We start from the raw sequence: 25,142 nt of genomic DNA, 5'->3' as shown, positions 1-25,142 counted from the left end.
GGGTCTCAGATGCCGTCCCTGCTCCAGCCTGCGCCGTAGCCCGGGCACAGCAACAGGAACTCCTTTGTCGTTGCGTCCTTGAAGTCCACGATCACAAAGGAATGGGAGTCATCTTCCAGGCGATAGCAGAGCATGCCCTTGCTGGCTTCAAACGCAGCCTGCGTGTAGAGCCTGTTCTTGAAGACGGTGATCTTCTCCGAGACGATGCGAAAAGCCACCACATCGACTGGGCCGTGCCAGAAGTCGGGAGGGACAAGGATCAGTTTGCAGTAGAGCGCAATGGGAGCGGCGATGGCTGCGCCGATCAATAGTGATTTTATTGTCATGGATTCCCTCGCGATGATGCAGCGCTGGATATCGGGAGCAAGTGACGAGGCAAAGATGAATTCATATGCCGTCTCGTAACCAGCCCGTGCCAAGGCCCGGGCAGATGATGAACTCTTCCAGGGTCGTTCCGTCCTTTGGGTCGAATACGCCGAAAGACCAGGTTATTTCGTAAAGGCGGTAGCATTCCGTTTCCTTGAAGACGGTAAAGGCCACTTCCTTAGAATCCTGGGTCTTGAAGACGTCGAGTCGTTCCGAGACGAACTCTACTTTTTCAAGATCGATAGTTGAGAAATGAAACCGTGGATCGATCAGGAGCGCGTGTCCAAAATAGCTGACAAGCGATCCGAGGATGACGCCCTTTAACCATTGGGGAAGCGTCATTGTCATCTCTTCGGATAAAAGTTCTTTTTGACCAAACGCCTGTCCAGCTCTAGCCGCCGCTTAAGTTCAGCTTCCACCTTTTAGCTTCCCCCGTGTTGATAGCCATAAGACCAAGCCCATGCTGTCGTGGAAGCTATGCCCTTTGCTTTGCCGTACAGCTCGAAATGGGGGAATCCGTCCTTCGCGGTGCCGCCGTGGGAGGTCGGGTCTCCCGCCCGGATGATGGCTTTGGACACGTGCTGCTCCTTTGTAGTCAAAAAAGCAGCGACAGTAGCGTCAACCCATCGGCCTTGAGCACCGCCACCGAAGGAAGGATGGAAATACGGTAATTCTTGCGATTCAGGCTCGAAGGGATTCGATGCGCCAGAAAATGGGCCAGCGTGTCACGGGGAGGGCCGACGAAGCGAGCGGATGCAAAAAACTGTACACGGTGGTTTCCTTTTGCCTTCAGATTTCTTACAATTAATAGTAACCATTCTCGTTCTTATTTAATAATTGAATGGTGAAGGGAAATTTTTGATCGTGCTGCCTTTTCGGGTGAGTGCGTCATCTGTCTGCACGGGAAGTCAATGCTGTAGCTTGCCGCTGGCCACCCCCTCGATGGGCTGGCGGCCTGATTCAGCCCGACATTTCCGCTCAGCCGTTCTATCGTTCTGCGGTTTAGCCACCTGCCCAATCAGCCTTACTGACCCTCATGCGCGCATTGCTCGTTCTCCTCCACCGCTGGTTCGGCCTTGCCGTTGCCGTGTTCCTGTTCATCGCCGGTGCCACCGGGGCGCTGATTTCCTGGGACCACGAACTCGACGCCTGGCTCAATCCGCAGCTGTTCAATGCCCGCAGTGCCGATCAGCCCGGTGCCGGGGCGCCGTTGCCCGGCCTGGAGCTGGCGCGCAGGGTGGAGCAGGCCGAACCGCGCCTGCGGGTGACCTATGTGCTGACCGAGGCCGAGCCGGGCCATACCATCGGGATGATGGTCGAGCCGCGCCTGGACCCGGCCACCGGCAAGCCATTTGCCCTGGATTACAACCAGATCGCCGTCGATCCGGTCACCGCCGAGATCCAGGGCCGGCGCATGTGGGGTGCCATCTCGCTGTCACGGGAAAACCTGCTGCCCTTCCTCTACAAGCTGCACTACACGATGCATCTGCCTGATATGGGCGGCATCGAGACCGGTATCTGGCTCATGGGCATCATCGGTATCGTCTGGATGCTGGACTGCTTCATCGCGCTCTACCTGTCCTTCCCCAACTGGCGGAGCTGGCGCAAGTCGCTGGCTTTCCGCTGGCGTGAAGGCGGGCACAAGCTCAATTTCGATCTGCATCGTTCCGGGGGCGTGTGGGTCTGGGGCCTGCTGCTGGTGCTGGCGGTGACCTCGGTGTCGATGAACCTGGAGCGCCAGGTGATGCGGCCGATCCTGCAGACGGTCTCCACGCTGACCGCCGGTCCGTTTGAGACGCGCACGCCGCTGGCGGCAGACAAGGTGCCGGAGCCGCGCATCTCGCGGGAAGAGGTGGTGGCGCTGGGCCGGGCGCAAGGGCAGAAGCTGGGATTGGATGAGCCGGTGGGTGGAGTCTTCTATTCCGGCATGTTCGGCGTCTATGGGGTCGGCTTCTTCCAGCCGGGCAATGACCATGGCGACGTCGGGCTGGGCAATGCCTGGCTGTATTTCGATGCCATGACGGGCGCCTATGAGGGTGGCAAGATTCCAGGCCGGGGTAGTGCCGGGGATATCTTCCTGCAGGCCCAGTTCCCGCTGCATTCGGGCCGTATCCTGGGGCTGGCCGGGCGGGTGATGGTATCCCTGCTGGGGGCGCTGGTGGCCATGCTGTCGGTGACCGGGGTGATCATCTGGGTGCGCAAGCGCAAGGCACGACTGCAGCAGCGTGAACGGCTGGCTGCACAAAAGACACCGGCCCGCGAGGGGCCGGTGGCGGAACTGCGGTAAGCGGATCAGCGCCGCGTCTGTGCGTCAGTGCGCCATCAGGACCGGCAGCGTCATGGTCTTGAGGATGGTCAGCGTGACCCCGCCCAGCAGCACTTCACGGAAGCGGGTGTGGCCGTAGCCGCCCATGACCAGCAGGTCGGAACCCTTGTCGGCGGCCAGCGAGAGCAGGGCGTTGCCGATGTCCAACGGGGTCTGTTCCTGCGCCACTTCCACCTTCACGCCATGGCGCGCCAGATAGAGCGCGATGTCGGCGCCGGGTTGCTCGCCATGGGTGCCCAGGCGCTTGTCGGAATTGAAGATCACCACCGTCACGTTGTCGGCCTGGCGTAGCAGCGGCAGGGCAGCAGTGATGGCGCGGGTGGATTCCATGCTGCCGTCCCAGGCGATCAGTGCGTTCTTGCCGACGTGCTTGAATTCGCCGGCGCTGGGGATGATCAGCACCGGGCGCGGTGCATTCAACATCACATATTCGGGCAGGTCGGTGAGGAAACTGTCGTCGGCATCGTCCAGGTCGGCCTGGCTGACCACCACCAGGTCGGCATAGCGGGCTTGCAGCGCCAGGCCACCTTCGGCGTCGTCGTCGACGAAGCGCTTCTCGCAGGAAGGCACGCCCACGCTGTTGGCGATCTTGTCGAAGCTCTCCAGGGCCGCCAGGGCGCGGTCGCGGAAGCCATCCATCTGCGCGGCCACATAGGCGGCGCCTTCCATCGTGATGAAACTGGAGATGCCGCTGACGGCGCTGCCGATCAGGTGCGCCTGCTGGGCGCGGGCCAGTTCGGCGGCGATGCGGATGCGCTGGGCGGCGTGGCGCGACTGGTCGACATGGACCAGGATGGACTTGTAGCTCATGGTGACTCCTCGGAAATATCGGGTAGATCAGGTGGGACGGCATCCGGGGCGGGACGCCATGTATCCAGACTAGGCCGCTCCTGCCCGGGCGTCCAGCGCAAATGCGGCGCTGATTGACACATGTCAATCGCGGCCGGCATCACTTCGCGGGCAGAATTCGGCGCGCCAACGATAGGCGCTTGCAGTGCGGTGGCGCTGGCTGGGTTATCCTTGTCAGCTTTGCGGTCTTTCCGTCACCCGACATTGCGTCATTGCCTCAGCGAGGAGCTTGCATGCCATCGATCTTCCATCTTGCCTACCACGTGCGCGACCTCGACCAGTCGCGCCGCTTCTATTGCGACCTGCTGGGTTGCGAAGAGGGCCGCAGTACCGACACCTGGGTCGACATCGACTTCTTCGGCCATCAGCTCTCCTTGCACCTGGGGCAACCCTTCGCGGTGAGCAACACCGGCAAGGTCGGTGAGCACATGGTCCCCATGCCACACCTGGGTGTGATCCTCGAGCTGCCCGAGTGGCAGCAACTGGCTGATCGGCTGACGGCCAGCGGCCAGGTCGAATTCGTGCTCAAGCCGCAGATCCGCTTCGCCGGTGAGCCGGGCGAACAGGCGACCATGTTCTTCCTCGACCCCTCTGGCAACCCCATCGAGGTGAAAGGCTTCAGGAGCCTGGCACAGGTGTACGCCAAATGAGTCAAGGCACGACTATCCCCTTCGTCAGCCAGGGCGATGCTGCCTCGGTCGCCGCCTGGCTGCAGGCCTTGCGCAATGCCATGCCGGAGGAGCAAGTGGTGGCCTTCGCCGATCTGGACGACGCCCAGCGCGCCCAGTGCCGCCTGGCCATCGTCGCCAACCCGGACCCGGCCCAGCTGAAGCAGTTGCCGCAACTGCAGTGGGTGCATAGCGTGTGGGCGGGGGTGGAACGGCTGGTGGCCGATCTTGGTCAGTCCAACCTGCAGATCACCCGGCTGGTCGATCCCCGGCTGGCGGCGACCATGGCCGAGGCCGTGCTGGCCTGGACGCTCTACCTGCATCGCGACATGCCGCGCTATGCGCAGCAGCAGCGCGAGCAGCGCTGGCAGCAGCTGGACTACGTCGCACCGGAACAGCGTCGCATCGGCCTGCTGGGCCTGGGCGCGCTGGGCGAGGCAGCCGCCGTGGCACTGCGCCAGGCGCGCTTCCCGGTGGCGGGTTGGAGCCGCAGTCCGCGCCAGCTGGACGGCGTGGAGACCTTCAGCGGCATGGAAGGGCTGACGCAACTGCTCTCACGCAGCGATATCCTGGTCTGCCTGCTGCCGCTGACCAACGACACCCGTGGCCTGCTGGATGCGGCGCGCCTGGCCTTGTTGCCACCACAGGCACAACTGATCAACTTCGCCCGTGGCCCCATCATCGACGACGGCGCGCTGCGCCAGGCACTGGATGCCGGCCAGCTGAAACATGCGGTGCTGGACGTGTTCGCCACCGAGCCCCTGCCGCCGGCTTCCTGGCAATGGACCCATCCCGCGGTGACGGTCTTGCCGCATTGCTCGGCCCCCACGGATGCCGCCACGGCCTCGACCATTGTGGCGGGGAATATCCGGTATTACCGGGAGAGTGGGGAGATTCCAGCCAATGTGGATTTGGCGCGCGGTTATTAACGGTATTTTTTGCTGAATATCTCAACCTCAGGCTGGAACCGATGTTCCTTAGCGACGCAGAGAAAGTCACAAGCGTCCGGGCTCAGATAGTGTGTGGGTGGGAGTTGGCAGACCGCGTGGGGAAGGGGAGTTTGCACGAGCACGATTGCGCGACGGGACGTGATGCATTTACGCCCGACTTACTGAAACGGTTCCTCAAGCATGCGGGCAAGATACTCGCTATATTGCCCGAAGGTCCATGTTGTGTAATCGTGTGTAGAATCTATCTTGCTGTGCATGGACAGCGCATCCCTCATCAAACGACTCAAGGCCGACGGCTGGTACCTGGTGCATACAGCAGGCTCACATTACCAGTTCAAACATTCGACCAAGCCCGGCAAGGTGACGGTGCCGCATCCCAAGAAAGATCTGCCCTTGGCAACCCAGAAAAGTATTTTCAGGCAAGCCGGCCTGAAGTAAGGCCATCAGGAGAACCCCGTGCTTTATCCAATCTACGTTCACAAGGATGCCAATAGCGCCTATGGTGCGGCCTTCCCCGACTTTCCTGGCTGCTTTGCGGGAGCGGACGATTTGCAGGACCTGCCGGCCGCTGCACAAGAGGCGGTGGAAGTGCACTTTCACGGCGAGACAGAGCCCATCCCTCGGCCTAGCGCGCCCGAAGACTGGTCCGATGATGCGCAATTCCAGGGCGGCTACTGGATGCTGGTAGAGATTGATTTGTCACGCGTCAACGCCAAGGCGATACGGCTCAACGTCAGCCTGCCGCAGAGCCTGGTAAAACGCATCGATGCCGTTGCTCAGGCGCGCAGTATGTCGCGTTCTGCCTTTCTGGCCCTGGCGGCAGAACATGAAATGCAGGTCGCCAGCCGCTGACGTCCTGTTGAGGACTCCCGCAGCAATTACTGTGCTCCGCCGCCCCTCCCTCAATCCAGCCGATAATCCTTCCCGCACGCTGCCGCCGGTGGCAGCGGTTCGCCCGCCAGTTCCAGCAAAGATCGCTCGATTTCCAGGCTGATGGCGTCCAGCGCCAGGCCATTGGGGGAGCAGGCGAAGGGCAGGGAGATTTCGCTGGCGATGGCTTCCAGCGCCAGGAAGGTGTAGGAGACGAAGACCGAAATCAGCGGTGTGGCAACGCCGATGGCATCGACCAGCCCGAACGGCAGCAGCAGGCAATAGATGTAGACGGTCCGGTGCAGCAGCACGCCGTAGGCAAAGGGGATGGGCGTGGAGGCGATGCGCTCGCTGGCGCCGATGCAGTGGTTGATCTCGTTGAGCTGCTGGTCGCAGGTCCACAGGCCAGTGTCGCTGAGCCTTCCCTGCCGGTTGGCCTGGGCCAGCATGGCGCGCAGCTGGTCCATCTGGTACACCGGGAGGTATTGCACCGTGCCGGCTGCTGCATCGGCCTCAGCCGCGCCCGGCAGCAGGCGCGCCATGTCCTCTCGTGGTGAAGTCTTGCGCAACTGGTGCTTGAGCGCATAGGCCAATGCGATGATGCGACGGATGAACAGCTTCTTGTGGGCGGCATCCTCGCCCGTCACGCCATAGCGCAAGCCCTGCGACGCCAGCGCCCGCGCTGCAATCAGCAGGGCACCCCAGATCTTGCGGCCCTCCCAGTAGCGGTCATAGCTGGCGCTGTTGCGAAAGCCCAGGAAGATCGCCAGCGCCACGCCCAGCAGGGTGAAGGTGGAGGTGTTCAGCGGCAGCTTGTCGCCGAAGATCTTGCCGTCGGTCAACACCGCCAGGGTGGAGAAGGCCGTCATCATCAGCATCTGCGGCATGATGGTGCGCAGCACCGAGCCGTTCCAGACGAAGAGCATGCGGAACCAGTGGGGCTGGGGGCGAACGATCATATTGGCTTCCCGGAACAGGAACGAAAAAGTCGAAGCCCCATGTTAATTCCGCGCCGCCCCGGCAAGCGTAGACAGATGACGCCAGCGTCCGCACATACAGCGGACCGCCGTCCAGCCCTTACTGACGGGCGATGGTGAATCCGATGGTGTTATGTCCGCCGCCGCTGCTGGCGAAGGCCCGCCCGCCATGCATGCGTGCCACCGCCTTGACGATGGCCAGCCCCAGGCCGTGGCCATGGCTGCCGTTGATGTCCTGGCGGGCGCTGTCGACCCGGTAGAAGCGGTCAAACAGGCGCGGCAGGTGCTGTTCGTCGATGGCGGGGCCGGGATTGGTGACCGCCACCCTGACCATTTCTTCACCTGCGGAAATATCAATGCGCAGCATTGCGCCTTGTGGTGAATGCTGGATGGCGTTCTGGATCAGGTTGGTCAGTGCCCGCTTGAAGAGCGCCGTTTCCATGGTGGCCGTGGCCTGGGTATCGCCGGCGACCGTGATGCCCATGCCGGCATCGTCCAGTACGAACTCGAAGAAATCGGCAGTCTTCTGCACCTCCGCAGCCACCCGCGCCGGCACCCGGGCGGTGGCGGCCTCGCCCTGGTCGGAGCGGGCCAGAAACAGCATGTCGTTGACGATGGAACGGATGCGGTCCAGTTCTTCCAGGTTCGATTGCAGCACGTCCTTGAACTCGCCCGCGCTGCGCTCGCGTGCCAGCGCCACCTGGGTCTCGCCGATCAGGTTGGCCAGGGGCGTGCGCAGTTCATGGGCCACGTCGGCATTGAAGGCTTCCAGTTGGGTATAGGCCTGTTCGATGCGTTCCAGCGCGCCATTGAAGGCGTCGGCCAGGACCGACAGTTCTTCCGGCAATGCTTCCACCGGCATGCGCGCCGACAGCTTGCGTGGCGAAAAGCTCTGGGCGCGGACCGACATGCGGCGCAGCGGTGCCAGACCGGCGCGGGCGATCCAGTAGCTGGAGATGACAGCCAACACGATGCCCAACAGCGAGGAAATGCTGGTCCCCAGCAGGAAGGTACGGCGCATCTCGAAGTAGGGTTCTCCATCCACGCCCACCGTGACCCGCACTTCGGGGCGCTCCTCGAAGGCCGGCAGGGTGCGCGTCATGATGTGCAGGGGGAAGCGGCGTCCCGGCAGATGCAGGCGGCCGACCACCTTGCCGTCGTCGTGGGTGATGGCGGCCGGGGTCAGGCGGGTGAGGTCGCCATAGGTAAAGCGCGGGTCGTCGCTGGCGATCCAGAAGAACACGTGCTGGTCCGCCTGCGACAGGGTGGAGAGCTTCAGCTGCACGCGTCCCCAGCGCTCGGTGTTGCCGGCGCGCTCGATCTGGTAGCTGATGTCGTTGAGGGTGGTGAAGAGGGCGTCGCGCTCGTGGCGCAGCAATTCGCCCTTGAGGACGGTGTAGAGCACCACGCCAGCGACGGCGAAGATCAGCAGGGCCGAGGCGGCCGACATCAACACCAGGCGCGCCGTGATCGATTGCCGCAGCGGCAGGCGGCGCCGGCGGGGCGGTTGCGCCGCCGGGACGGTCTGGAGATCGGGCTCAGTCATCGCCGGCTTCGGCCGCAGCCCGGGGCTCCAGCACGTATCCCATGCCGCGCACGGTATGCAGCAGTTTCTGTTCGAAGGGCGCGTCGATCTTGGCGCGCAGGCGCTTGATGGCGACTTCGACCACGTTGGTGTTGCTGTCGAAGTTCATGTCCCAGACCAGTTCGGCAATGGCGGTCTTGGACAGGATCTCACCCTGGCGCCGCGCCATCACCGCCAGCAGGGCGAATTCCTTGGCCGTGAGGTCGATGCGCAGGCCACCGCGAAAGGCCTTGCGCGAGAGCAGGTCGATCTGCAGGTCGCCGATGCGCAGTTGCGCCGGCTCCTGCGCGCGGCCGCGCCGGGTCAGGGCCTGCAGGCGGGCCAGCAGTTCCAGGAAGGAAAAGGGCTTGATCAGGTAGTCGTCAGCGCCGTCATGCAAGCCCTTGATGCGGTCTTCCACGCTGTCGCGGGCGGTCAGCATGATGACCGGGGTCTGCTTGACCGTACGCAGCGAGCGCAGCACGGCAAAGCCATCCAGTCCCGGCAGCATGACGTCGAGCACGATGACGTCGTAGTCATGCTGGATCGCCAGGTGCTGTCCATCCACCCCGTTGGAGGCCAGATCGACCGCGCATCCCTGCTCGGTCAAGCCCTTGCAGAGGTATTCGGACATCTTTTGTTCGTCTTCGACTATCAGGATCTTCATGCGGTCTCCATAGCCTGCGCCGGGACAGGATCGCCCGGCGTCAGCCCATGCCGGATTCTACCGTCCCGGCTTTTTATCGGTGTGGTCTTGTTTCAATGTTCTACCTGCGGCGGCTGTTGGGCCAGGCGGGCGGCCTTGCGTGCCTGGCGCGCCTTCTTCTTGCGTTCATACCAGTAGTGCGCGCGGTCCAGGTAGAGGTAGACCACCGGGGTGGTGAACAGGGTCAGTGCTTGCGACAGCACCAGTCCGCCCACCATGGCATAGCCCAGCGGCCGGCGCAGTTCAGAGCCGGCGCCATGGCCCAGCATCAGCGGCAGGCCCGACAGCAGGGCGCACATGGTGGTCATCATGATGGGGCGGAAGCGCAACAGGCAGGCCTGGTAGATCGCCTCTTCCGGCTTCATGCCCTGGCTGCGCTCGGCGGTGAGGGCGAAGTCGATCATCATGATGCCGTTCTTCTTGACGATACCGATCAGCAGGATGATGCCGATCAGCGCGATCACCGACAGGTCGTAGCCGCCTATCATCAGGATCAGCAGGGCGCCCACGCCGGCCGAGGGCAGGGTCGAGAGAATCGTCAGCGGGTGGATGTAGCTCTCATAGAGCAGGCCCAGCACGATGTAGACCGCGATCAGTGCGGCCGCGATCAGGTAGGGTTGGGACGACAGCGAATCGCCGAAGGCCTTGGCCGTCCCCTGGAAATTGCCGACCAGCGTCTGCGGCACGCCCATCTCGTCCTTGGTCTTCTGGATAATGTCCACCGCCTCGCCCAGGGACACGCCCTTGGCCAGGTTGAAGGAAATCGTCACCGCCGGGAACTGGCTCTGGTGGCTGATCGAGAGGTAGGAGGTCTTGCTCGTATCGACCTTGACGAAGGTCGACAGCGGCACCTGCTGCCCGGTCAGGGGCGAGGTCAGGTAGAGCTTGTCGAACAGGGCCGGGTCCTTCTGCAGCTGCGGCGTCACTTCCAGGATCACGCGATAGCTGTTGATCTGCGTGAAATACTGCGCGACCTGGCGCTGGCCGATGGCGTCATAGATGGTGGCGTCGATCAAGGCCGGCGAGATGCCGAAGCTGGAGGCGCGGGCGCGGTCGATGGTGATGACGGCCGCCGCCGCCTGGTTCTGCTGGTCCGAGGCTACATCGGTCAGCTGCGGCAGCTGGCGGAAACGCTCCAGCATGCGCGGCGCCCAGACGTTGAGCTCATCGAGGTCGGTATCGGTGACGGTGTACTGGTACTGGGTGCGCGAAAGGCGGCCACCGACGTTGATGTCCTGGCTGGCCTGCATGAACAGGTTCACCCCTTGTACGCGTGCCACCTTGGGTCGCAGGCGGGCGATGATCTCGTCGGCATTGGTGGTGCGCCCCTGGTCCTTGGGTTTCAGGGCGATGAAGAACTGCCCGGTGTTGAAGGTGGTGGAACCGGCGCTCATGGCAAAGCCGATCACGTCCGGGTCCTGGCGCACCACGTCGGCCACCTTCAGCAGGCGTTCATGCATGGCCGCCGAGGAAGTGTCCTGCGAGGATTCGGCAAAGCCGACGATGACGCCATTGTCCTGCTGCGGGAAGAAACCCTTGGGGATGAAGATGAACAGCACCACCGTCAGCGCCACCGTCGCCAGGAAGCTCATGAGCGTGATGAACTGGTGCTTCATCACCACATCCAGCCCGCGCTTGTAGCCGGCCAGCATGGCGTCGAAGCAGCGTTCGAACCATTGATACAGCTTGCCGTGGCGCTGGCCGTGTTCGTTCTTGAGGAAGCGCGAGCACAGCATGGGTGTCAAGGTCAGCGAGATCACCACCGACACGCCGATGGTCAGCGTGACCGTCACCGCAAACTCGCGGAACAGACGCCCGACGATACCGCCCATCAGCAGCAGCGGGATGAACACCGCCACCAGCGAGACCGAGATCGAGATGATGGTGAAGCCGATTTCGCCCGCACCCTTCAAGGCCGCCTCCAGCGGCGACATGCCTTCCTCGACGTAGCGGTAGATGTTTTCCAGCATGACGATGGCGTCATCCACCACGAAGCCCACGGCAATGGTCAAGGCCATCAGCGACAGGTTGTCGAGGCTATAGCCGACCACGTACATCACGCCGGCCGTGCCCATGATGGCCAGCGGCACCGTGACCGAGGGGATCAGGGTGGCCGCCACGTTGCGCAGGAACACGAAGATCACCATCACCACCAGGGCGATGGTCAACACCAGGGTGAATTCCACATCCTCCACCGAGGCGCGGATGGTCTGGGTACGGTCGATCAGGGTGTTGACGTGGATGGCGGCCGGAATCGCTGCGCGCAGGCGCGGCATGGCGGCCTTGATGCGACCCACGGTCTCGATCACGTTGGCGCCGGGCTGCTTGGTGATGGCCAGCACGATGGAGCGACCGTTGGTGATGGTGTGGTCCGCCGTGTTGGCAGCACCCGAGAAGGCCCAGGCGGCGATCTTGTTGTTTTCCGGTCCGTCGATGGCGATGCCGATGTCCTTGACCCGGATCGGCGCGCCATTGCGCCAGGCCAGGACCATGTCGTTCCACTGGTCGGCCTTGAGCAACTGGTCATTGGTATAGACGGTAAAGGCCTGGCGCGCGCCATCGACCGTGCCCTTGGGCTGGTTCACGGTGGTGGTGGCGATGACGCCGCGGATGTCTTCCAGGCTCAGGCCCAGGGTGGCCAGCTTGGCCGGATCGACCTGGATGCGCACGGCCGGCTTCTGCTGGCCGTTGACGTTGACCAGGCCGACGCCGGAAATCTGCGAAATCTGCTGGGCCAGGATGTTGTCGGCGTAGTCGTTGACCACCGTCAGCGGCAGCGCATCGGACTGCACCGACATGATCATGATGGGCGAGTCGGCCGGGTTGATCTTGCGGAAGGTCGGCGGGTTGGGCAGGTTGGACGGCAACTGCCCGGTGGAGGCGTTGATGGCCGCCTGCACATCCAGCGCGGCGGCGTCGATGTTGCGGTTCAGGTCAAACTGCAGGGTGATCTGGGTGGTGCCCAGGGTGCTCTGCGAGGTCATCTGTGAGAGCCCGGCGATGAGCGAGAACTGGCGCTCCAGCGGCTGCGCCACGTTGGAGGCCATGGTCTCGGGACTGCCCCCGGGCAGTTGCGCGGTGACCTGGATGGTCGGGAAGTCAACCTGCGGCAGCGGCGCCACCGGCAGCAGCGGCCAGACCGCGATGCCCACCAGCAGGATGGCGATCGCCAGCAGCGTGGTGCCGATGGGGCGCTTGATGAAGGCGGCGGAAACGCTCACTTGGTGTTTCCTTTCGCATCGGTGCCAGCGGCGGAACTGCTCTGGGCCTTGGCAGGCTGCGGCTTGCTCTCGACGATGCGGCTGCCCGGCTTGAGTTTGTACTGGCCGTCGATGACCACGCGCTGGCCAGCGGCGACGCCGCTATCGGCGGCCAGCACGGCCACGCCGTCCTGGATGCGATCGACCTTGACCGGCTGCATGTTGGCCTTGTCGTCCTGGTCGATGGCATAGACGTAGGTACCCTGCTGGTTGCGCTGGATGGCGGCAGCCGGCACGGTCAGGGCATTGCCGTGGGAATTCATCTGCAGGCGGGCATTGACGTACTGGCCCGGCCACAGCTTGTGTTCGGCATTGTCAAAGCGGGCCTTGAGCTGCACCGTGCCGCTGGTGGTGTTGATCTGGTTATCCAGCAGCACCAGCTTGCCGGTGGCTAGCACCTCCTGCGAGTCGCGAGCATAGGCGCTGACCTTGAGCGGCTGCTGGCTGCTGCGCTGGGCGCGGTTGATGGCCACCACCGCCTCCTCGGGCAGGGTGAAGACCAGGGTGATCGGATCGATCTGGTTGATCACCACCAGGCCATTGGCATCGCTCGCATGCACGATGTTGCCGGGGTCCACCAGACGTGCGCCCACGCGCCCGGAGAGCGGGGCGTTGATGGTGGTATAGCTCAATTGCACCTTGGCATAGGCCACCTGGGCCTCGTCGGTCTTGACCGCCGCTTCCAGCTGCGCCACCAATGCCTTTTGCGTATCCAGCTGCTGCTGGGTGGCCGCGTCCTGGCCGCGCAGGGTGGTGTAGCGCTGCAGGTCCAGCCGTGCATTGGTCAGGGTGGCGGCGTCCTTGGCGCGTTGTGCCTCGGCCTGCGCCAGTTGCGCCTGCAGGGCGCGCGGGTCGATCTGGGCCAGCAACTGGCCTTTCTTGACCTCTTCACCTTCCTTGAATCCGACCTTGTCCAGCTGGCCGTCGATGCGGGTCTTGACCACCACGCTGGCATTGGCCGTGACCGTACCCACGCCGGCCAGATAGAGCGGCAGGTCGCGTTCCTGCACGCTCGCCAGCGAGACGGCCACCGGCGGCGGCGCCTTGGCGGCCGGCTGGTCGGCCGCGCGGGCGTGTTCGACATAGGACCAGGCGCCGATGCCGGCCGCCAGGATCAGGGCCGTGGCAACGAACACGGCGAGGGGAGAGCGCTGGGGAGATTGGGGTGAGGTGGTCATGCCTGAAACTCGTCCTGAAATGATCGCTGTTGATTCGGAAATGGGTGCGTGGCCGCGTTCAGCGGGCAGCCATCGGCGGGGCTGAAGGTGTCGACGTTGCAGCATCAGCGGCCCCGGCCGCTGCAGCCGCTTCTGCCTGCCAGCCACCACCGGTGGCCTTGATCAGGGCAACGCTGGCCACCAGTTGCCGGCCCAGCAGAGTCACGGCATTGCGCTGATTGGTCAGCGACGTGGCCTGGGTGGTCACCACCGACAGATAGGTGACGGTGCCGGCCTGGTACTGGCGCATCGCCAGTCGTTCGGCCAGCTGTGCCGATTGCACCGCCTGTGCCTGGACCGCGCTTTCCTGGTCCAGCACGCGCAGGGTGGAGAGGTTGTCTTCCACTTCCTGCAGGCCACCCAGCACGGTCTGCTTGTATTGCGCCACGGCGGCATCGAAGGCGGCCGTGGCCGCATCGTTGCGGGCGCTGCGGGCGCCGCCGTCGAACAGGGTCTCGGCCAGCGCTGCACCCAGCGACCAGACCCGGCCGGGGGTGTTGAACAGTTGCGCAAAGGCCGGGCTGTTGTAGCCGCCGCTGGTGGAGAGCGTGAGGGTCGGGAAATACGCCGCCCGTGCCACGCCGATGTTGGCATTGGCGGCAGCGGCCAGGCGCTCGGCATTGGCGATGTCGGGGCGGCGTTCCAGCAGGTCCGAGGGCAGGCCGGCAGGAATCTGCGGCAGGCTGGCCTGCAGGCGCTGGGCATTGGCGTCCATGGCATCGTCGCTGGCGGTGGCGGCGGCCACCGGTGCCAGCGAGAAGGCGGCCGGCGCCTTGCCGATCAGCATGGCGATGGCGTGTTCCAGCTGGTTGCGGGTAGCGTCGAGGTCGATCAGCTGCGCCTGGGCGGCACGCAACTGGGTTTCGGCCTGGGCCACGTCGGAGCGCAGGGCGGTGCCGGCTTCGTATTGATGGGTGGTCAGCTGCAGCGAGCGGCGATAGGCCTCCACCGTGCGGCGGTACAGGTCCTTCTGCAGGTCGGTCACGCGCAGTTGCAGGTAATCCTGGGCCAGTGTGGCCTGGATCGCCAGGCGCGCCGCCGCCAGGCTGGCCGCACTGGCCTGGGCGCTGGCATCACCGGCTTCGGCGCCGCGTCGGATGCGGCCCCAGACATCGGCCTCCCACGAGGCATTGAGCCCCACCGTATAGGTGTCGGCCAGCCGTTGCACGCCGTTGCTGTTGGTCTGCCCGCGCGCGGCGCCGGCCTGCAGGCCGACGGTCGGCCACAGGCTGGCGCGGGCCAGTGCGGCGGTGGCCTGGGCCTGGCGATACTGGGCGGCGGCCTGCTGGATGGTCTGGTTGGCGGCGTTGGCCTGGGTGATCAGGTCATTGAGGATGGGATCGCCATAGGCTTGCCACCAGGGCTGGTGGTCGTCGACCTGGCGCGGCGTGGCCTGCTTCCAGGGGCCGGCTTCCTTGTAGGCCTGCGGCAGGTCGATGGCCGGGCGCACGTAGTCCGGGCCGACTGCACAACCGCCCAGCAGCGCGGCCAGCAACAGCACCGTCATTCCCTTCTTGGCGCGGAAGGGGGTTCGATTATTGGGATGAGTGAAATGACGGGTACTGACGCTGGCTGCGACGCGGCGAAACGGGACGACCATAGGGCTCACGGAGATGGCTTGCGGATGACGGACAGACCGACCCCGGCGCCCCTCAGCGCCCGTAACCGGCCCCTGCTTAGGGCGCTAATGTAAGCCTTGGCCCTCGACGTCAGGCTGACATCAAGATGACAATTCTGTCAGCCAGGGCGGGGACCGGTGTAGGCGGCGCGGGGACGGATCAGGCTACCGTCGCGCCCCTGTTCCAGCGCGTGGGCGATCCAGCCCAGCGAGCGGCCCAGCGCAAACAGGCCGAAGGCGCTGCCCGCAGGCAGACCCAGATGACGGCGCAGCGCCGCCAGGGCGAAATCGACCGAGGGGGCATGGCCGGTCAGTTCGCGCACGGTGGTGATGGCGAGCTGCCAGCGGGGATGGGCGTCGAGGAAGCCCGCCAGCAGGGCCTGAGCCCGTACATCGCCCTGCGGATAGAGATGGTGGCCGAAGCCAGGCAGGTCATCACCCCGTGCCAGCCGTTCGCGCAGGGCCTGGGCTGGATCGGCCGCTATCTCAAGCATTTCCAGCAGCGCCTCGACGCGGGCCGTGGTGCCGCCGTGCAGCGGGCCGCTCAGCGCCGCCAGCCCGCCCACGATGGACGCCTGCAGATTGGCGCCGGTGGAGGCAATGCAGCGGGCGGTGAAGCCGGAGGCATTCAGTTCGTGGTCCGCGCACAGCACCAGCGATCGCCTGACCAGATCGGCACCGACCGCATCCAGTTGCCAGGCCCGGGCGCACTGCAGGTGCAGGGGTTCAGTGGAGGGCCTGCTACCCAGCAGGCAGGCTGCCAGGCGGCGCACCAGCAGGCCGGCGCTGGCCAGTCGGCGGGCCGACGGCAATTGCCATTGCGCGCCGATGTCCTCGGCACAGGCCAGGGAGAACAAGGGCAGCAGTGTCTGTTCGGCGCGGCGTTCATGCCACTGCGCCGCCAGTGCATCAAATCCTGTGGGCAAGCAGGGCGCTGCCTGGTCGAAGGCCTCTTCCACAGTGCAGTCCCAGAGCAGGGCGGCGGCCTCTTCGACGCTGGCCTGCGTGCTGAACTCCACCGCATCCTGGCCGCGATAGTACAGGCGCCCATCTTCGATCAGCGTCAGCGCCGACTCCAATACCGGCAAGCCCCAGTCCAGCGCCGCCCGCGCCACTTCGCGTGGCTTGCGGCCACGGGTGCGGTTGACCGCCAGGCGCTCCACTTCGGCGGCCAGGTAACGGCTTTCCCTCGCTTCTTCCCCCGGATGGGCGTGCAGCAGGCCACGGCTGACGTAGGCATACAGGGTCTGGCGCGACACGCCCAGCAGGGCGGCGGCATCGGCGGAAGAAAGATAGGTGCTCACGGCAGGTCCAAATCGGTCGATAAGTTGATTAAATTAATCAATATTGACGATTAATTCAAGCGGAGTAAGCTGCAGGCATTCCCCCTTGCCCGACACCGACCTTACTTGAGGAGCCCACCATGACCCAGCCCGACCCCACACCCGCCTACGCCATGCTGGCCGAGATCTGGAGTGCCCTGGGCGGGCCGGCGGCCGCGCTGGAGACCGTCACCCTCAGTGGTGGGGGTGCCTTGCCCTCGGTCTTTGCCACCAGCGACCTGGCCCAGGCCTCGGTGGCGGCGGCCGGGATGGCGCTGGCGCAGTGGATCCACAGCGGGGGCGCGCCGCTGCCGCCGGTGCAATGCGACCGCCGTCTGGCCTTGATGTGGTTTGCGTCTTCGCTGAGGCCCCAGGGCTGGCAGGGGCCTTCATTGTGGGATGCGGTAGCCGGCGATTATCGCGGACGCGATGGCTGGATACGCCTGCATACCAACGCTGCTCACCATCGTGCGGCGGCGCTGGCAGTGCTGGGGCTGGATCCACTGCAGGCGAATCGCGAGGAGGTGGCCCGCGAGGTGGCGCGCTGGCACTGCGCCGAGCTGGAGGCGGCGGTGGTCGGCAACGGCGGTTGTGCCGCCGAGATGCGCAGCCAGGGCCAGTGGGCCGCGCATCCGCAGGGCATGGCGGTGGCCGGCGAACCGCTGGTGGCCAGCCATCTGGTCGACGCCGGCCCGGCCACGCCGCACCGCATTGACCCGTCCCGGCCCCTGGCGGGCGTGCGCGTGCTGGACCTGACGCGGGTTCTGGCCGGACCGACCGCCACACGCTGCCTGGCCGGCTTCGGCGCCGAGGTCCTGCGCATCGACCCGGCCCGCTGGAATGAGCCCGGCGTGGTGCCGGAAATGACCCTCGGCAAGCGCTGCGCCCATCTGGAGCTGGACCAGCCCCAGGACCGCGCCACCCTGGAAACCCTGCTGACCCAGGCCGATGTGCTGGTGCACGGTTATCGCGCCGATGCCCTGGAGCACCTGGGCCTGGGGCCGGCCCGGCGCCGCGCCCTGAACCCGGCCCTGGTGGATGTGGCACTGGACGCCTACGGCTGGAGCGGCCCCTGGGCCGGCCGGCGTGGCTTCGACAGCCTGGTGCAGATGAGTTGCGGCATTGCCGATGCCGGCATGCGCCAGCACGGCAGCGACAAACCGGTCCCGCTGCCGGTCCAGGCGCTCGATCACGCCACCGGCTACCTGCTGGCCGCGGCTGCCGTGCGCGGACTCACGCTGCGCCAGGCCAGCGGGCAGGGCAGCCAGTACCGCCTGTCGCTGGCCCGCACGGCCCATCTGCTGGCCGCCTATCCGGTGACGCAGGCGCATTCCGGCTTCGCTAGCGAAAGCCCGCAGGATCTGGATGCGCACCTGGAACAGACCTTCTGGGGCCCGGCGCAACGGCTGCGCGCGCCCTTGCAGGTGGCTGGTGCGCCCATGCACTGGAGCCTGCCGGCCGGGCCTTTGCGCTCGGCGCCGGCACGCTGGGGCTGAGTACGGCAGCTTGAGGTAGGATGTGCATCCTTGTCATAGGAGACCCACCATGCCCTCGACCGCCCGCAAGCTGCTGACCCAGAACAAGGGACTGCTGGCCTTCATCGCCCTGATGGTGGTGTTTCGCAGTGCCATCGCCGACTACAACGTCGTTCCCAGCGGCTCCATGCTGCCCACCGTGATGGTGGGCGACCGCATCCTGGTGGACAAGCTGGCCTACGACCTGCGCCTGCCGCTGACCCATATCAGCCTGCTGCGCCTGGGCGAGCCGCAGCGCGGCGACATCGTTACCGTTGATTCGCACCAGGCCGGGGAGCTGCTGCTCAAGCGCATCGTCGGCCTGCCCGGTGACGTGGTGGAACTGCGCGACAACGTGCTCACCATCAATGGCCAGGCGGCCAGCTACGGCCAGGCCCAGGTCAGGCCGGTGGCTGGCGACGGCGCGGATGATGCCGTCTACCGCGACGAGCGTATCGACGGCATGAACCATCTGGTGCGCCTGTCGGAATCGCATCCCAGCCTGCACAGCAGCTTTGGCCCGGTAGTGGTGCCGGCGGATCATTACATGATGCTGGGCGACAATCGCGACAACAGCATGGATTCGCGCTATTTCGGCTTCTTCGCCCGCAGCGAACTGATGGGGCGCACCAGCCGCATCGCTTTTTCGCTGGATGCGGACAAGGGCTACCGACCCCGGCTGGACCGCTTCGGCCGCCTGCTGGATCCGGTCGACATCCATCATCAAGAGCAATAACAGGCGCTGCTCCATTGTTGTCGTAAAAATCTGCGTTTTTTTGCTGTCAATTGCTCAAGTTGTCCAAAAGCATGCCGTTACCAGAAGCGGAAAACATGCAATTGCCATCTGGAGCACATCATTTCTCTCACCTTCATCTCCGATCCGGCCACCGGTCGCCGCAGGAATGCCGTCAGTCATGACGCCATCCTCGATGCCACGTATGTGATGCTCGAGGAGATCGGCTTCGACAAGCTCTCCCTGGAGGGCGTGGCGGCACGCGCTGGCGTGGGCAAGGCCACCATCTATCGCTGGTGGCCCAACAAGAGCGCCCTGGCCATGGAAGCGCTGCTGCGCGCGGTGGAACCGATGCCGGCCATCGGCGACAGCGGTTCGGCGCGGGAAGATATCGGCTTGCATATGTTGCAACTGTCCCAACTGTTGCGTGGCAAGTCCGGTCGTGTGGTGCGCGAGATGATTGCGCTGGCCCAGTTCGATGAAGAGAGCAAGCGCATCTTCAATGACAACTATCTTGAGCCGCGCCGCCTGGCGCTGGTCAATGTCCTGCGCCGCGGCGCCCAACGCGGTGAGTTCAGGGATGATGCCGACCTGAACCTGGTCTTCGATCTGCTGTATGCCCCCTTGCTGCAGCGCCTCCTGACCGGCAGTGCCGACATCGATGAACGCCAGATCCAGTCCCAACTGAAGCTGGTCCTGGGCAGCATCGCGCTGTCCCAACCCTTTTTAGCGACCAGTAAAATTTCGAGCCAACAAGCGTAAATTTTGTTGAGCAGTAGATAATTTGCACCTAGAATCCGAGACGAAACGTATCGTATTGGTTCTGGGAAACTGACTTTTTGTCTTTTGAAACAGGAGTGCTGGCTGTTTTAAGGGGCGTTTTTTGTAAAGAAAACGGCTCCAGCCTCCTTCCTCTCCGCCGCCGTGCGCGAGGGGAATTCTCATGGAAAATGCGAGCCGCCATCCTTTCCGATGGCTCGCTGCTTCCCCCGTGCCTGCCTTGGCAAGCGCTTCCCTGACCTTTACGTTGATCCGGACTTATATCACCGGCGGCTCCCTGTGGAGCTGCCGGATAACGGTTGCCGTTCCGCATTTGGGCGCCTTCGGGCGGCGGTGCGGCGACCCAGGGGCAGACAATACATGCAAGTGCAAGGGGGAAATATGCACGGCGAGTCGATGCAGCAATGCGCGGGCGCAGGCGGGGCCTGGCAGCGCGAGGGACACTGCCGACGACAACGCCAGCTGCGGCGCTGTTGCCTGGCAGGCGTGGTAGCCATTCCGGTGTTATTGGGTTTTCTCTGGCTGCAGTTCGCCGCAGCGCGCAGTGGCGGTGAACTGTTCTACGCCGATCAGGTGTGCGGTTGCCGTGACGTGCTGGCGCTGTGGGTGAGCGACTATGTGTGGACGCAGATGATCTGGTTGCCGGGCAACATGCTGTTCCTGCTGATCTGGATCGCGCTGGCGGTCAAGCTGTGGAGCAGCAAGCGGCGCATGTGCTGAAGGCAGCCCTGCTGGCTGCCTTTTCACCCTTTTCACCTTTTTCGCCCTGTTCACTCTTCTCAACCGTCGATATGCGCCACCAGCGGCAGGTGGTCCGAGGCCACCCGCGCCAGCGGCGTGCGATGTACGTTTACCTGCAGCAGGCGCTGGCGCGGGCTGATCCAGATACGATCCAGCGCGAACAGCGGCCAGCGTGAGGGAAAGGTGCGTGGCGCCGGTGCCGCCTCGAAATGCGACACCAGCCAGCGCAGCGTGCGTCCCCACATGAACCATTCGTTCACATCGCCCATCAGGATCACCGGCGCCTGATCAGTATCGAAAGCCTGGAGCAGGCGCTTGATCTGGTCACGCCGTTCAGCCGGCTTCAAGCCCAGATGGGTGGCGACCACCCGCAGCATGTGGCCGTGGCAATCGATATCGGCATCCAGCGCGCCGCGCGGTTCCCGGCTGCCGAAGGAGAGGTCCAGGCTCTGCTTGGCCAGGATGGGATAGCGGCTCAGCACCGCATTGCCATAGCGTCGTTGCGGGGTATCGATGGTCGCTCCTTCGACGGCGAAGAAACCGGTTTCCTCGCGCAGCAGCCCCAGCACATCAACCTGTTCCGTGCCGCCCAGCGGCACTTCCTGCAGGGCTAGCACGTCGGCATCGATTTCGCGCAGGACCTGGGCGATGCGCTGCGGCGAAAACACGCCATCCGTGCCGACCGCACCATGGACGTTGTAGGTGGCCACTGTCAGGGGCCAGGGGTTGAGATCGCGCAGCGGCACGTCGGCCGTGCGCACCAGTTCGGCGTCCGCTTGCCGCGTCGCTTCGTGCTGTCCCTGGCGGGGATGCACGGAGTCCGAGGTCCCCAAGGTGTCGATCCTCATCAAGCCTGGCGCGCCTCAATCGGATGATCGGCCTGAACGCGTGGCAGCGGCTCTTCGCGTCGCACGGGCTGGTCGGTCGTGGTCACCGCACCGGTGGTCTTGCCCATTGCATTGCGTGACGGCTTGCCCGGCTTCGTCTTCTTGTCGCGCGGCTTGAGCAGCTTCTGCAGACCGAAGGCCGTCAGCATCAAGGCAGCCGTCACGCCCGCCAGCACCAATACCGTCTGCAGGCTGGGATGACGGATCGCCTCGGCCAGGTTATGCGAGAACACCACCGTCAACACGATGCCCGGCACCATGCCGATCAGGGTGCCAAGCAGGTAATCGCGCAAGCCCAGATGGGAAGCACCGGCCACCACATTGACCACCGTGAAGGGTGCAATCGGCAGCAGGCGCACCACGGCCATGGCGGCGATGCCGCGCTGGGCAAAGCGTCGGCTCAGATTGTTGATGCGCGGGCCCAGCATGTCGCGCAGCGCGTCATGGCCCAGCCAGTGACCCAGGCCGAAGCCGAGCAGGGCGCTCAGACCCACCCCGGCCGTGGCGTACATGCCACCATTGACCGGCCCGAAGACCACCCCCGCCACTGCGATCAGCACCGTGATCGGCACCATCAGCATCCCTGCGACCACGAAGGCAGCAATGACGATGGCGGGTGTGAAGGGCATCTTGTCCACGCTGCGCGCCAGGGCGATGAGCGAACTCAGATTGATCCAGTCGCGCAGCGGCGTGAAGCGCCAAGCCAGTGCGAATACCACCAGTGCCACGGCCAACATGCCCAGCCCGATCATGCGGCGCGGCACCGGCTTGCGGGCGCTGCGCGGCACATAGGCGTCGACGATCTCGTCGGGGCTGACCGGGCGCTCTGGATCGAAGACAGCGTTGTCCTGGGTCAGGGCGTCCAGTTCGGGAATCAGGCGCGGGTCCATCGGTCGCAGCTCGCGCTGCTCTGGCTGGCGCAATTGTTCGATGGCCGCATGCAGGCCGGCCTGCTGGTCCATGGCTTGTTGCACGGCGGCCGGGGTCACGCCCAGGTGTTCGGCCAGCAGGCGATTGCGCATGAGCCCGATGGCCTCGGCGATCTCGCGCTGGCGCTGCGCATCGCCCTGGACTTCGATCGTGAGATTGCATTCGGTATCGAAGCCCATCGAACGATTGCTCATATTGGCCGAGCCGACCGAGAACAGGCGGTCATCCATGGCGAAGACCTTGCTGTGTACGTTCAGGCAGCAGCTTTCTTCCAGCCCCGGCAAGTGCGGGCAATACATCTGGTAGCGCGCTTCGGCGGACGGCTGCTGGCCTTCCAGCGCATTCTTGAGGCGATGGTGGATGCGCGCGCGCAGGGCGCCCATGGTGGCCTGTTCCAGCCAGCCGCTCTGGGTCTGCGGGGAAATGACGGCCACTTCCGGGCCATCCGTTTCGCGCAGGCGGGCGCCGATGGCCTCGGCCAGCACGTTGGAAGTGAAATACTGGTTTTCGAAGAACAGATGCTGGCGGGCGGCAGCAATCGCATCCAGATAGAGCTCCCGCACTTCGAACACGCCCGGCCGGTCTTCATAGGCCGGTTCGGTACGGGAGATGCCGATGCGCAGGTCGCGCAGATCCGGCTCGAAGCCATCAGGCCAGAGCTCGCTGGCAGATGCTTGCGATGGCTCCAGCCGGGGCGAGCGACCTTCAGCGCGTTCGGCATAGCCTGCCAGCGTCCAGCGGCGACGCGCCAGGTCGCCCAGGGCAAGCGCCACATCGCCATCGACCATGGCCTGGACATCGTGGAAGGGGGCGTAGGGCTTGTCGTCCGGATCGCGTCGCAGCGGGTTGTCGGGGGCATGTTCGGGGGTATCCCAGCGGCAGCGCGTCAGGTCCAGACCGCCGACGAAGGCCAACTGATCGTCGATGACCACGATCTTCTGGTGATGCGAGGCGCCCACCGGGTGACGGGCGTCGGTGCGGAAATGCAGGCGCTTGTTGCGGGGGCGACCGGGCTTCCTCGCCATCATCCATTCGCGCTCCAGCGCATAGAGCATGGCGTAGTCCCAGTTGAGCACGCGGATGTGCAGCGCGGGCTGCCGCTCCACCAGCGCATGCAGCAGGTCACCCAGCTGCTCCGGCAAGCCGTCGTCACTGCCCTGCGGAACGAGCACAGTGCGGCTGTCCAGATCCCAACCCAGGATGTACACGCTGTGGCGCGCCTTGACCAGCGCACGCCGCAAGGCGCTGAAATAGTCGGCTGCGTCAATGAGCAGCTTGAAGCGGTCGGCGTGCTCCAGCCGCCAGCAATTGCGGCCAGGCTGCAACAGGCCGGGAGTGGGATTGTCCTGCAGGGTGGGCGACGACATGGGGGCCTCCGGGTGCGCGGTCTTGTTCTTGTGATGGGTGTGGGTCTGGCTTGCCGCTCAGGGCTGGCCGACCGAGAGCGGATGCTCTTCGCCATCGGTCGAGGCTGGCCGCTTGCCGGCAGGCGCCTCATCCTGGCCCTGGTCCTGGCCTGCCTGTCGATGCTGGGGCCGCGGCTGCTGGGGGAGGGCGTGTGGCTTGCTCTTGTCCATGGCGCCTTCGCTGGCGCGGGTGGTGTCTTCGGGCAGGGGAATGGCTTGGCTCATGGGAGTCTCCTCATCATCGGATGCGATTGTTCATTTCACTGTGGTGGCTGGCCGTTGGAGGCGGTCAGCCCGCCATCCACGGGCATGTTCACGCCGGTCACGAAGGCCGCATCGGGGCTGGCCAGGAAGGTGATCACGGCGGCGATTTCCTGCGCCTCGGCGCCACGGCCCAGGGGAATGCGCTCGGCAAACTTCTCCTGCAGGACCGGGTCGTCTTCCATATCGGCCGTCATCGCGGTGTGCGTGAAGCTGGGGCAGACCGAATTGACGCGCACGCCCTTGCGGCCGAAGTCCATCGCCATGGCGCGGGTCAGGTTGACCACGGCGCCCTTGGAGGTGTTGTAGGCCGACAGATTCCAGTCCGCCCCCAGGCCCGAAACCGAGGCTACGTTGACGATGCAGCCGCGCGTCTTCTGCAGGTGCGGCATGGCTTCACGCGCGCCATAGAAGACGCCGTTCACATTGGTGGCCTGGACGCGGTGCCAGTCTTCCGGGCTGACTTCGGTGACGTTGCCTTCGGCAAAGATGCCGGCATCGCTGACCAGCACATCCAGACGGCCGAAGCGCTCGATGGCGAAGGCCACCATTTCGCGCACGTCTTCGTGGCGGGAAACGTCGGTTTCGCGGGCCGCCGTGCGCTCCGACGGCAGCGAATCGAAGACCTTGGTCAGGGCCGCCGCATTGCGGTCGGCCAGCAAGACCCGGGCACCTTCATCGGAAAACCGCCGCGCAGTGGCCTCGCCGATGCCGGAAGCCGCGCCGGTGACGATGACGACCTTGTCCTTGAAACGCTGCAGATGGGAAGGGTTCAGTGGATGCATGCGGACTCCTTTGCAAATCGGAGGAAATAAAGAAGAAATGGTGGATGGCAGGCAGCCTGAACACCAGGAAGACCAGGGTAGAACCAGGATGCCAATGCCTGACGATAGCCAACGATAGGCCATGGCCCGCCATCGGAACATCGGACAGCTCCCCAAGCTGCTGTAGGAAGACGCTGTCTCAGCCCGTGTCGAGGGCGCGCGCGTCCTGCCGCTTGAGACCGGCTTTCTCATTGGCCGCCGCGGCCCGAATGCGAGCTATTTCCTGCGCCGCTGTCACAAACGGATTGTCACGTAGCAGTAATACTTCAATGCAACAATGCGCCCCGCATCCAGACCGGTCGCTCATTTGTTCATATTCCAGGGACGAATGTGAAACAAATGACAACACCGGTTCACCGCCATCTCAAGGGGA

Annotated in this window: 23 protein-coding genes; 9 read left to right on the top strand and 14 right to left on the bottom strand. The window is 64.7% G+C overall.

All coding sequences use genetic code 11. The annotated features are described in order from the left end of the window. Positions 1–5 precede the first annotated feature (5 nt). Together BTM36_RS22605 and BTM36_RS22600 are read right to left on the bottom strand one after the other, a co-directional pair. A complete protein-coding gene (locus BTM36_RS22605) occupies positions 6–419 on the bottom strand; it encodes a hypothetical protein (RefSeq protein WP_077238039.1) in 414 nt (137 codons plus the stop codon). Beyond that, on the bottom strand, positions 388–708 hold the full coding sequence (locus BTM36_RS22600; protein ID WP_077238038.1) for a hypothetical protein: 321 nt from the start codon (positions 706–708) through the stop codon (positions 388–390). The genes BTM36_RS22605 and BTM36_RS22600 overlap by 32 nt, the downstream gene beginning before the upstream one ends. 694 nt (positions 709–1,402) lie before the next feature. Between BTM36_RS22600 and BTM36_RS22595 the strand changes: the two genes are divergently transcribed. Then, complete coding sequence (locus tag BTM36_RS22595; RefSeq protein WP_006462309.1) at positions 1,403–2,653, top strand: PepSY domain-containing protein; 1,251 nt, start codon at positions 1,403–1,405, stop codon at positions 2,651–2,653. 24 nt (positions 2,654–2,677) lie between these two features. On the opposite strand, the gene BTM36_RS22590 is transcribed toward BTM36_RS22595, so the two are convergent. After that, positions 2,678–3,502 carry a universal stress protein gene (locus BTM36_RS22590; RefSeq protein WP_077238037.1) on the bottom strand — a complete coding sequence of 275 codons (825 nt, stop codon included), beginning with the start codon at positions 3,500–3,502 and terminating at the stop codon, positions 2,678–2,680. 272 nt (positions 3,503–3,774) lie between these two features. Here BTM36_RS22590 and BTM36_RS22585 point away from each other — a divergent pair, with 272 nt between their 5' ends. The 4 genes from BTM36_RS22585 to BTM36_RS22570 all read left to right on the top strand — a co-directional run bounded on the left by BTM36_RS22585 (position 3,775) and on the right by BTM36_RS22570 (position 6,011). After that, a complete protein-coding gene (locus tag BTM36_RS22585) occupies positions 3,775–4,191 on the top strand; it encodes a VOC family protein (protein ID WP_006462307.1) in 417 nt (138 codons plus the stop codon). Next, positions 4,188–5,138, top strand: a complete 951-nt coding sequence (locus BTM36_RS22580) for a glyoxylate/hydroxypyruvate reductase A (RefSeq protein ID WP_077238036.1) — start codon at positions 4,188–4,190, stop codon at positions 5,136–5,138. The genes BTM36_RS22585 and BTM36_RS22580 overlap by 4 nt, the downstream gene beginning before the upstream one ends. Positions 5,139–5,414: 276 nt before the next feature. Then, on the top strand, positions 5,415–5,597 hold the full coding sequence (locus BTM36_RS22575) for a type II toxin-antitoxin system HicA family toxin (protein WP_006462305.1): 183 nt from the start codon (positions 5,415–5,417) through the stop codon (positions 5,595–5,597). Between the two features lie 18 nt (positions 5,598–5,615). Continuing rightward, on the top strand, positions 5,616–6,011 hold the full coding sequence (locus BTM36_RS22570) for a type II toxin-antitoxin system HicB family antitoxin (protein WP_006462304.1): 396 nt from the start codon (positions 5,616–5,618) through the stop codon (positions 6,009–6,011). Positions 6,012–6,061: 50 nt separating this feature from the next. On the opposite strand, the gene BTM36_RS22565 is transcribed toward BTM36_RS22570, so the two are convergent. The 7 genes from BTM36_RS22565 to BTM36_RS22535 form a co-directional block, all read right to left on the bottom strand. After that, entirely contained in the window at positions 6,062–6,988 is a 927-nt protein-coding gene (locus BTM36_RS22565) for a bestrophin family protein (protein WP_006462303.1), read from the bottom strand. A gap of 118 nt (positions 6,989–7,106) precedes the next feature. After that, entirely contained in the window at positions 7,107–8,552 is a 1,446-nt protein-coding gene (locus BTM36_RS22560) for a heavy metal sensor histidine kinase (RefSeq protein ID WP_077238035.1), read from the bottom strand. Beyond that, positions 8,545–9,237 (bottom strand): heavy metal response regulator transcription factor, encoded by a 693-nt coding sequence (locus BTM36_RS22555; protein ID WP_077238034.1) that lies wholly within the window; start codon positions 9,235–9,237, stop codon positions 8,545–8,547. The genes BTM36_RS22560 and BTM36_RS22555 overlap by 8 nt, the downstream gene beginning before the upstream one ends. Positions 9,238–9,329: 92 nt before the next feature. Beyond that, the gene (locus tag BTM36_RS22550) at positions 9,330–12,497 is read right to left on the bottom strand and encodes an efflux RND transporter permease subunit (protein ID WP_077238033.1); all 3,168 of its coding nucleotides are present in this window, start codon (positions 12,495–12,497) and stop codon (positions 9,330–9,332) included. Further along, positions 12,494–13,714 carry an efflux RND transporter periplasmic adaptor subunit gene (locus BTM36_RS22545; protein WP_077238032.1) on the bottom strand — a complete coding sequence of 407 codons (1,221 nt, stop codon included), beginning with the start codon at positions 13,712–13,714 and terminating at the stop codon, positions 12,494–12,496. Before BTM36_RS22545 ends, BTM36_RS22550 begins: the two co-directional genes overlap by 4 nt. Positions 13,715–13,772: 58 nt before the next feature. Continuing rightward, positions 13,773–15,353, bottom strand: coding sequence for an efflux transporter outer membrane subunit (locus BTM36_RS22540; RefSeq protein ID WP_139347244.1), 1,581 nt, complete (start codon positions 15,351–15,353; stop codon positions 13,773–13,775). A gap of 137 nt (positions 15,354–15,490) precedes the next feature. Further along, a complete protein-coding gene (locus BTM36_RS22535; RefSeq protein WP_077238030.1) occupies positions 15,491–16,675 on the bottom strand; it encodes a citrate synthase family protein in 1,185 nt (394 codons plus the stop codon). A 119-nt stretch (positions 16,676–16,794) separates the two neighbouring features. Here BTM36_RS22535 and BTM36_RS22530 point away from each other — a divergent pair, with 119 nt between their 5' ends. From BTM36_RS22530 to BTM36_RS22515, 4 genes are all read left to right on the top strand, one after another. Next, positions 16,795–18,189, top strand: coding sequence for a CoA transferase (locus BTM36_RS22530; RefSeq protein WP_077238029.1), 1,395 nt, complete (start codon positions 16,795–16,797; stop codon positions 18,187–18,189). 49 nt (positions 18,190–18,238) lie between these two features. Beyond that, positions 18,239–18,943 (top strand): signal peptidase I, encoded by a 705-nt coding sequence (gene lepB, locus BTM36_RS22525; RefSeq protein ID WP_077238028.1) that lies wholly within the window; start codon positions 18,239–18,241, stop codon positions 18,941–18,943. A 108-nt stretch (positions 18,944–19,051) separates the two neighbouring features. Continuing rightward, positions 19,052–19,702 carry a TetR/AcrR family transcriptional regulator gene (locus BTM36_RS22520; RefSeq protein WP_274620108.1) on the top strand — a complete coding sequence of 217 codons (651 nt, stop codon included), beginning with the start codon at positions 19,052–19,054 and terminating at the stop codon, positions 19,700–19,702. Between the two features lie 399 nt (positions 19,703–20,101). Continuing rightward, positions 20,102–20,440, top strand: a complete 339-nt coding sequence (locus BTM36_RS22515; protein WP_254427064.1) for a hypothetical protein — start codon at positions 20,102–20,104, stop codon at positions 20,438–20,440. A gap of 59 nt (positions 20,441–20,499) precedes the next feature. Here BTM36_RS22515 and BTM36_RS22510 read toward each other — a convergent pair whose 3' ends face one another. From BTM36_RS22510 to BTM36_RS22495, 4 genes are read right to left on the bottom strand one after another with little or no spacing between them, the layout of a single operon-like run. Next, a complete protein-coding gene (locus BTM36_RS22510) occupies positions 20,500–21,309 on the bottom strand; it encodes an endonuclease/exonuclease/phosphatase family protein (RefSeq protein WP_077238026.1) in 810 nt (269 codons plus the stop codon). After that, positions 21,309–23,645, bottom strand: coding sequence for a VTT domain-containing protein (locus tag BTM36_RS22505; protein WP_077238025.1), 2,337 nt, complete (start codon positions 23,643–23,645; stop codon positions 21,309–21,311). Before BTM36_RS22505 ends, BTM36_RS22510 begins: the two co-directional genes overlap by 1 nt. Before the next feature lie 57 nt (positions 23,646–23,702). Continuing rightward, complete coding sequence (locus BTM36_RS22500) at positions 23,703–23,909, bottom strand: hypothetical protein (protein ID WP_077238024.1); 207 nt, start codon at positions 23,907–23,909, stop codon at positions 23,703–23,705. Between the two features lie 35 nt (positions 23,910–23,944). After that, entirely contained in the window at positions 23,945–24,730 is a 786-nt protein-coding gene (locus BTM36_RS22495; RefSeq protein WP_077238023.1) for an SDR family NAD(P)-dependent oxidoreductase, read from the bottom strand. Between the last annotated feature and the right edge of the window lie 412 nt (positions 24,731–25,142).

The organism is Herbaspirillum sp. VT-16-41, from assembly GCF_001994935.1.
Lineage (GTDB): Bacteria > Pseudomonadota > Gammaproteobacteria > Burkholderiales > Burkholderiaceae_D > Herbaspirillum > Herbaspirillum frisingense.
This window is presented reverse-complemented; position numbering and strand designations above follow the sequence as displayed.

What these genes read in the sequence shown, in the direction of transcription:
- BTM36_RS22585 (WP_006462307.1), top strand. Translation starts at nt 3,775, where the DNA reads ATGCCATCGATCTTCCATCTTGCCTACCACGTGCGCGACCTCGACCAG.
- BTM36_RS22515 (WP_254427064.1), top strand. Translation starts at nt 20,102, where the DNA reads ATGCACGGCGAGTCGATGCAGCAATGCGCGGGCGCAGGCGGGGCCTGG.
- BTM36_RS22565 (WP_006462303.1), bottom strand. Translation starts at nt 6,988, where the DNA reads ATGATCGTTCGCCCCCAGCCCCACTGGTTCCGCATGCTCTTCGTCTGG.
- BTM36_RS22510 (WP_077238026.1), bottom strand. Translation starts at nt 21,309, where the DNA reads ATGAGGATCGACACCTTGGGGACCTCGGACTCCGTGCATCCCCGCCAG.
- lepB (WP_077238028.1), top strand. Translation starts at nt 18,239, where the DNA reads ATGCCCTCGACCGCCCGCAAGCTGCTGACCCAGAACAAGGGACTGCTG.
- BTM36_RS22580 (WP_077238036.1), top strand. Translation starts at nt 4,188, where the DNA reads ATGAGTCAAGGCACGACTATCCCCTTCGTCAGCCAGGGCGATGCTGCC.
- BTM36_RS22590 (WP_077238037.1), bottom strand. Translation starts at nt 3,502, where the DNA reads ATGAGCTACAAGTCCATCCTGGTCCATGTCGACCAGTCGCGCCACGCC.
- BTM36_RS22500 (WP_077238024.1), bottom strand. Translation starts at nt 23,909, where the DNA reads ATGAGCCAAGCCATTCCCCTGCCCGAAGACACCACCCGCGCCAGCGAA.
- BTM36_RS22555 (WP_077238034.1), bottom strand. Translation starts at nt 9,237, where the DNA reads ATGAAGATCCTGATAGTCGAAGACGAACAAAAGATGTCCGAATACCTC.
- BTM36_RS22505 (WP_077238025.1), bottom strand. Translation starts at nt 23,645, where the DNA reads ATGTCGTCGCCCACCCTGCAGGACAATCCCACTCCCGGCCTGTTGCAG.
- BTM36_RS22575 (WP_006462305.1), top strand. Translation starts at nt 5,415, where the DNA reads ATGGACAGCGCATCCCTCATCAAACGACTCAAGGCCGACGGCTGGTAC.
- BTM36_RS22600 (WP_077238038.1), bottom strand. Translation starts at nt 708, where the DNA reads ATGACGCTTCCCCAATGGTTAAAGGGCGTCATCCTCGGATCGCTTGTC.
- BTM36_RS22530 (WP_077238029.1), top strand. Translation starts at nt 16,795, where the DNA reads ATGACCCAGCCCGACCCCACACCCGCCTACGCCATGCTGGCCGAGATC.
- BTM36_RS22560 (WP_077238035.1), bottom strand. Translation starts at nt 8,552, where the DNA reads ATGACTGAGCCCGATCTCCAGACCGTCCCGGCGGCGCAACCGCCCCGC.
- BTM36_RS22545 (WP_077238032.1), bottom strand. Translation starts at nt 13,714, where the DNA reads ATGACCACCTCACCCCAATCTCCCCAGCGCTCTCCCCTCGCCGTGTTC.
- BTM36_RS22540 (WP_139347244.1), bottom strand. Translation starts at nt 15,353, where the DNA reads ATGGTCGTCCCGTTTCGCCGCGTCGCAGCCAGCGTCAGTACCCGTCAT.
- BTM36_RS22595 (WP_006462309.1), top strand. Translation starts at nt 1,403, where the DNA reads ATGCGCGCATTGCTCGTTCTCCTCCACCGCTGGTTCGGCCTTGCCGTT.
- BTM36_RS22495 (WP_077238023.1), bottom strand. Translation starts at nt 24,730, where the DNA reads ATGCATCCACTGAACCCTTCCCATCTGCAGCGTTTCAAGGACAAGGTC.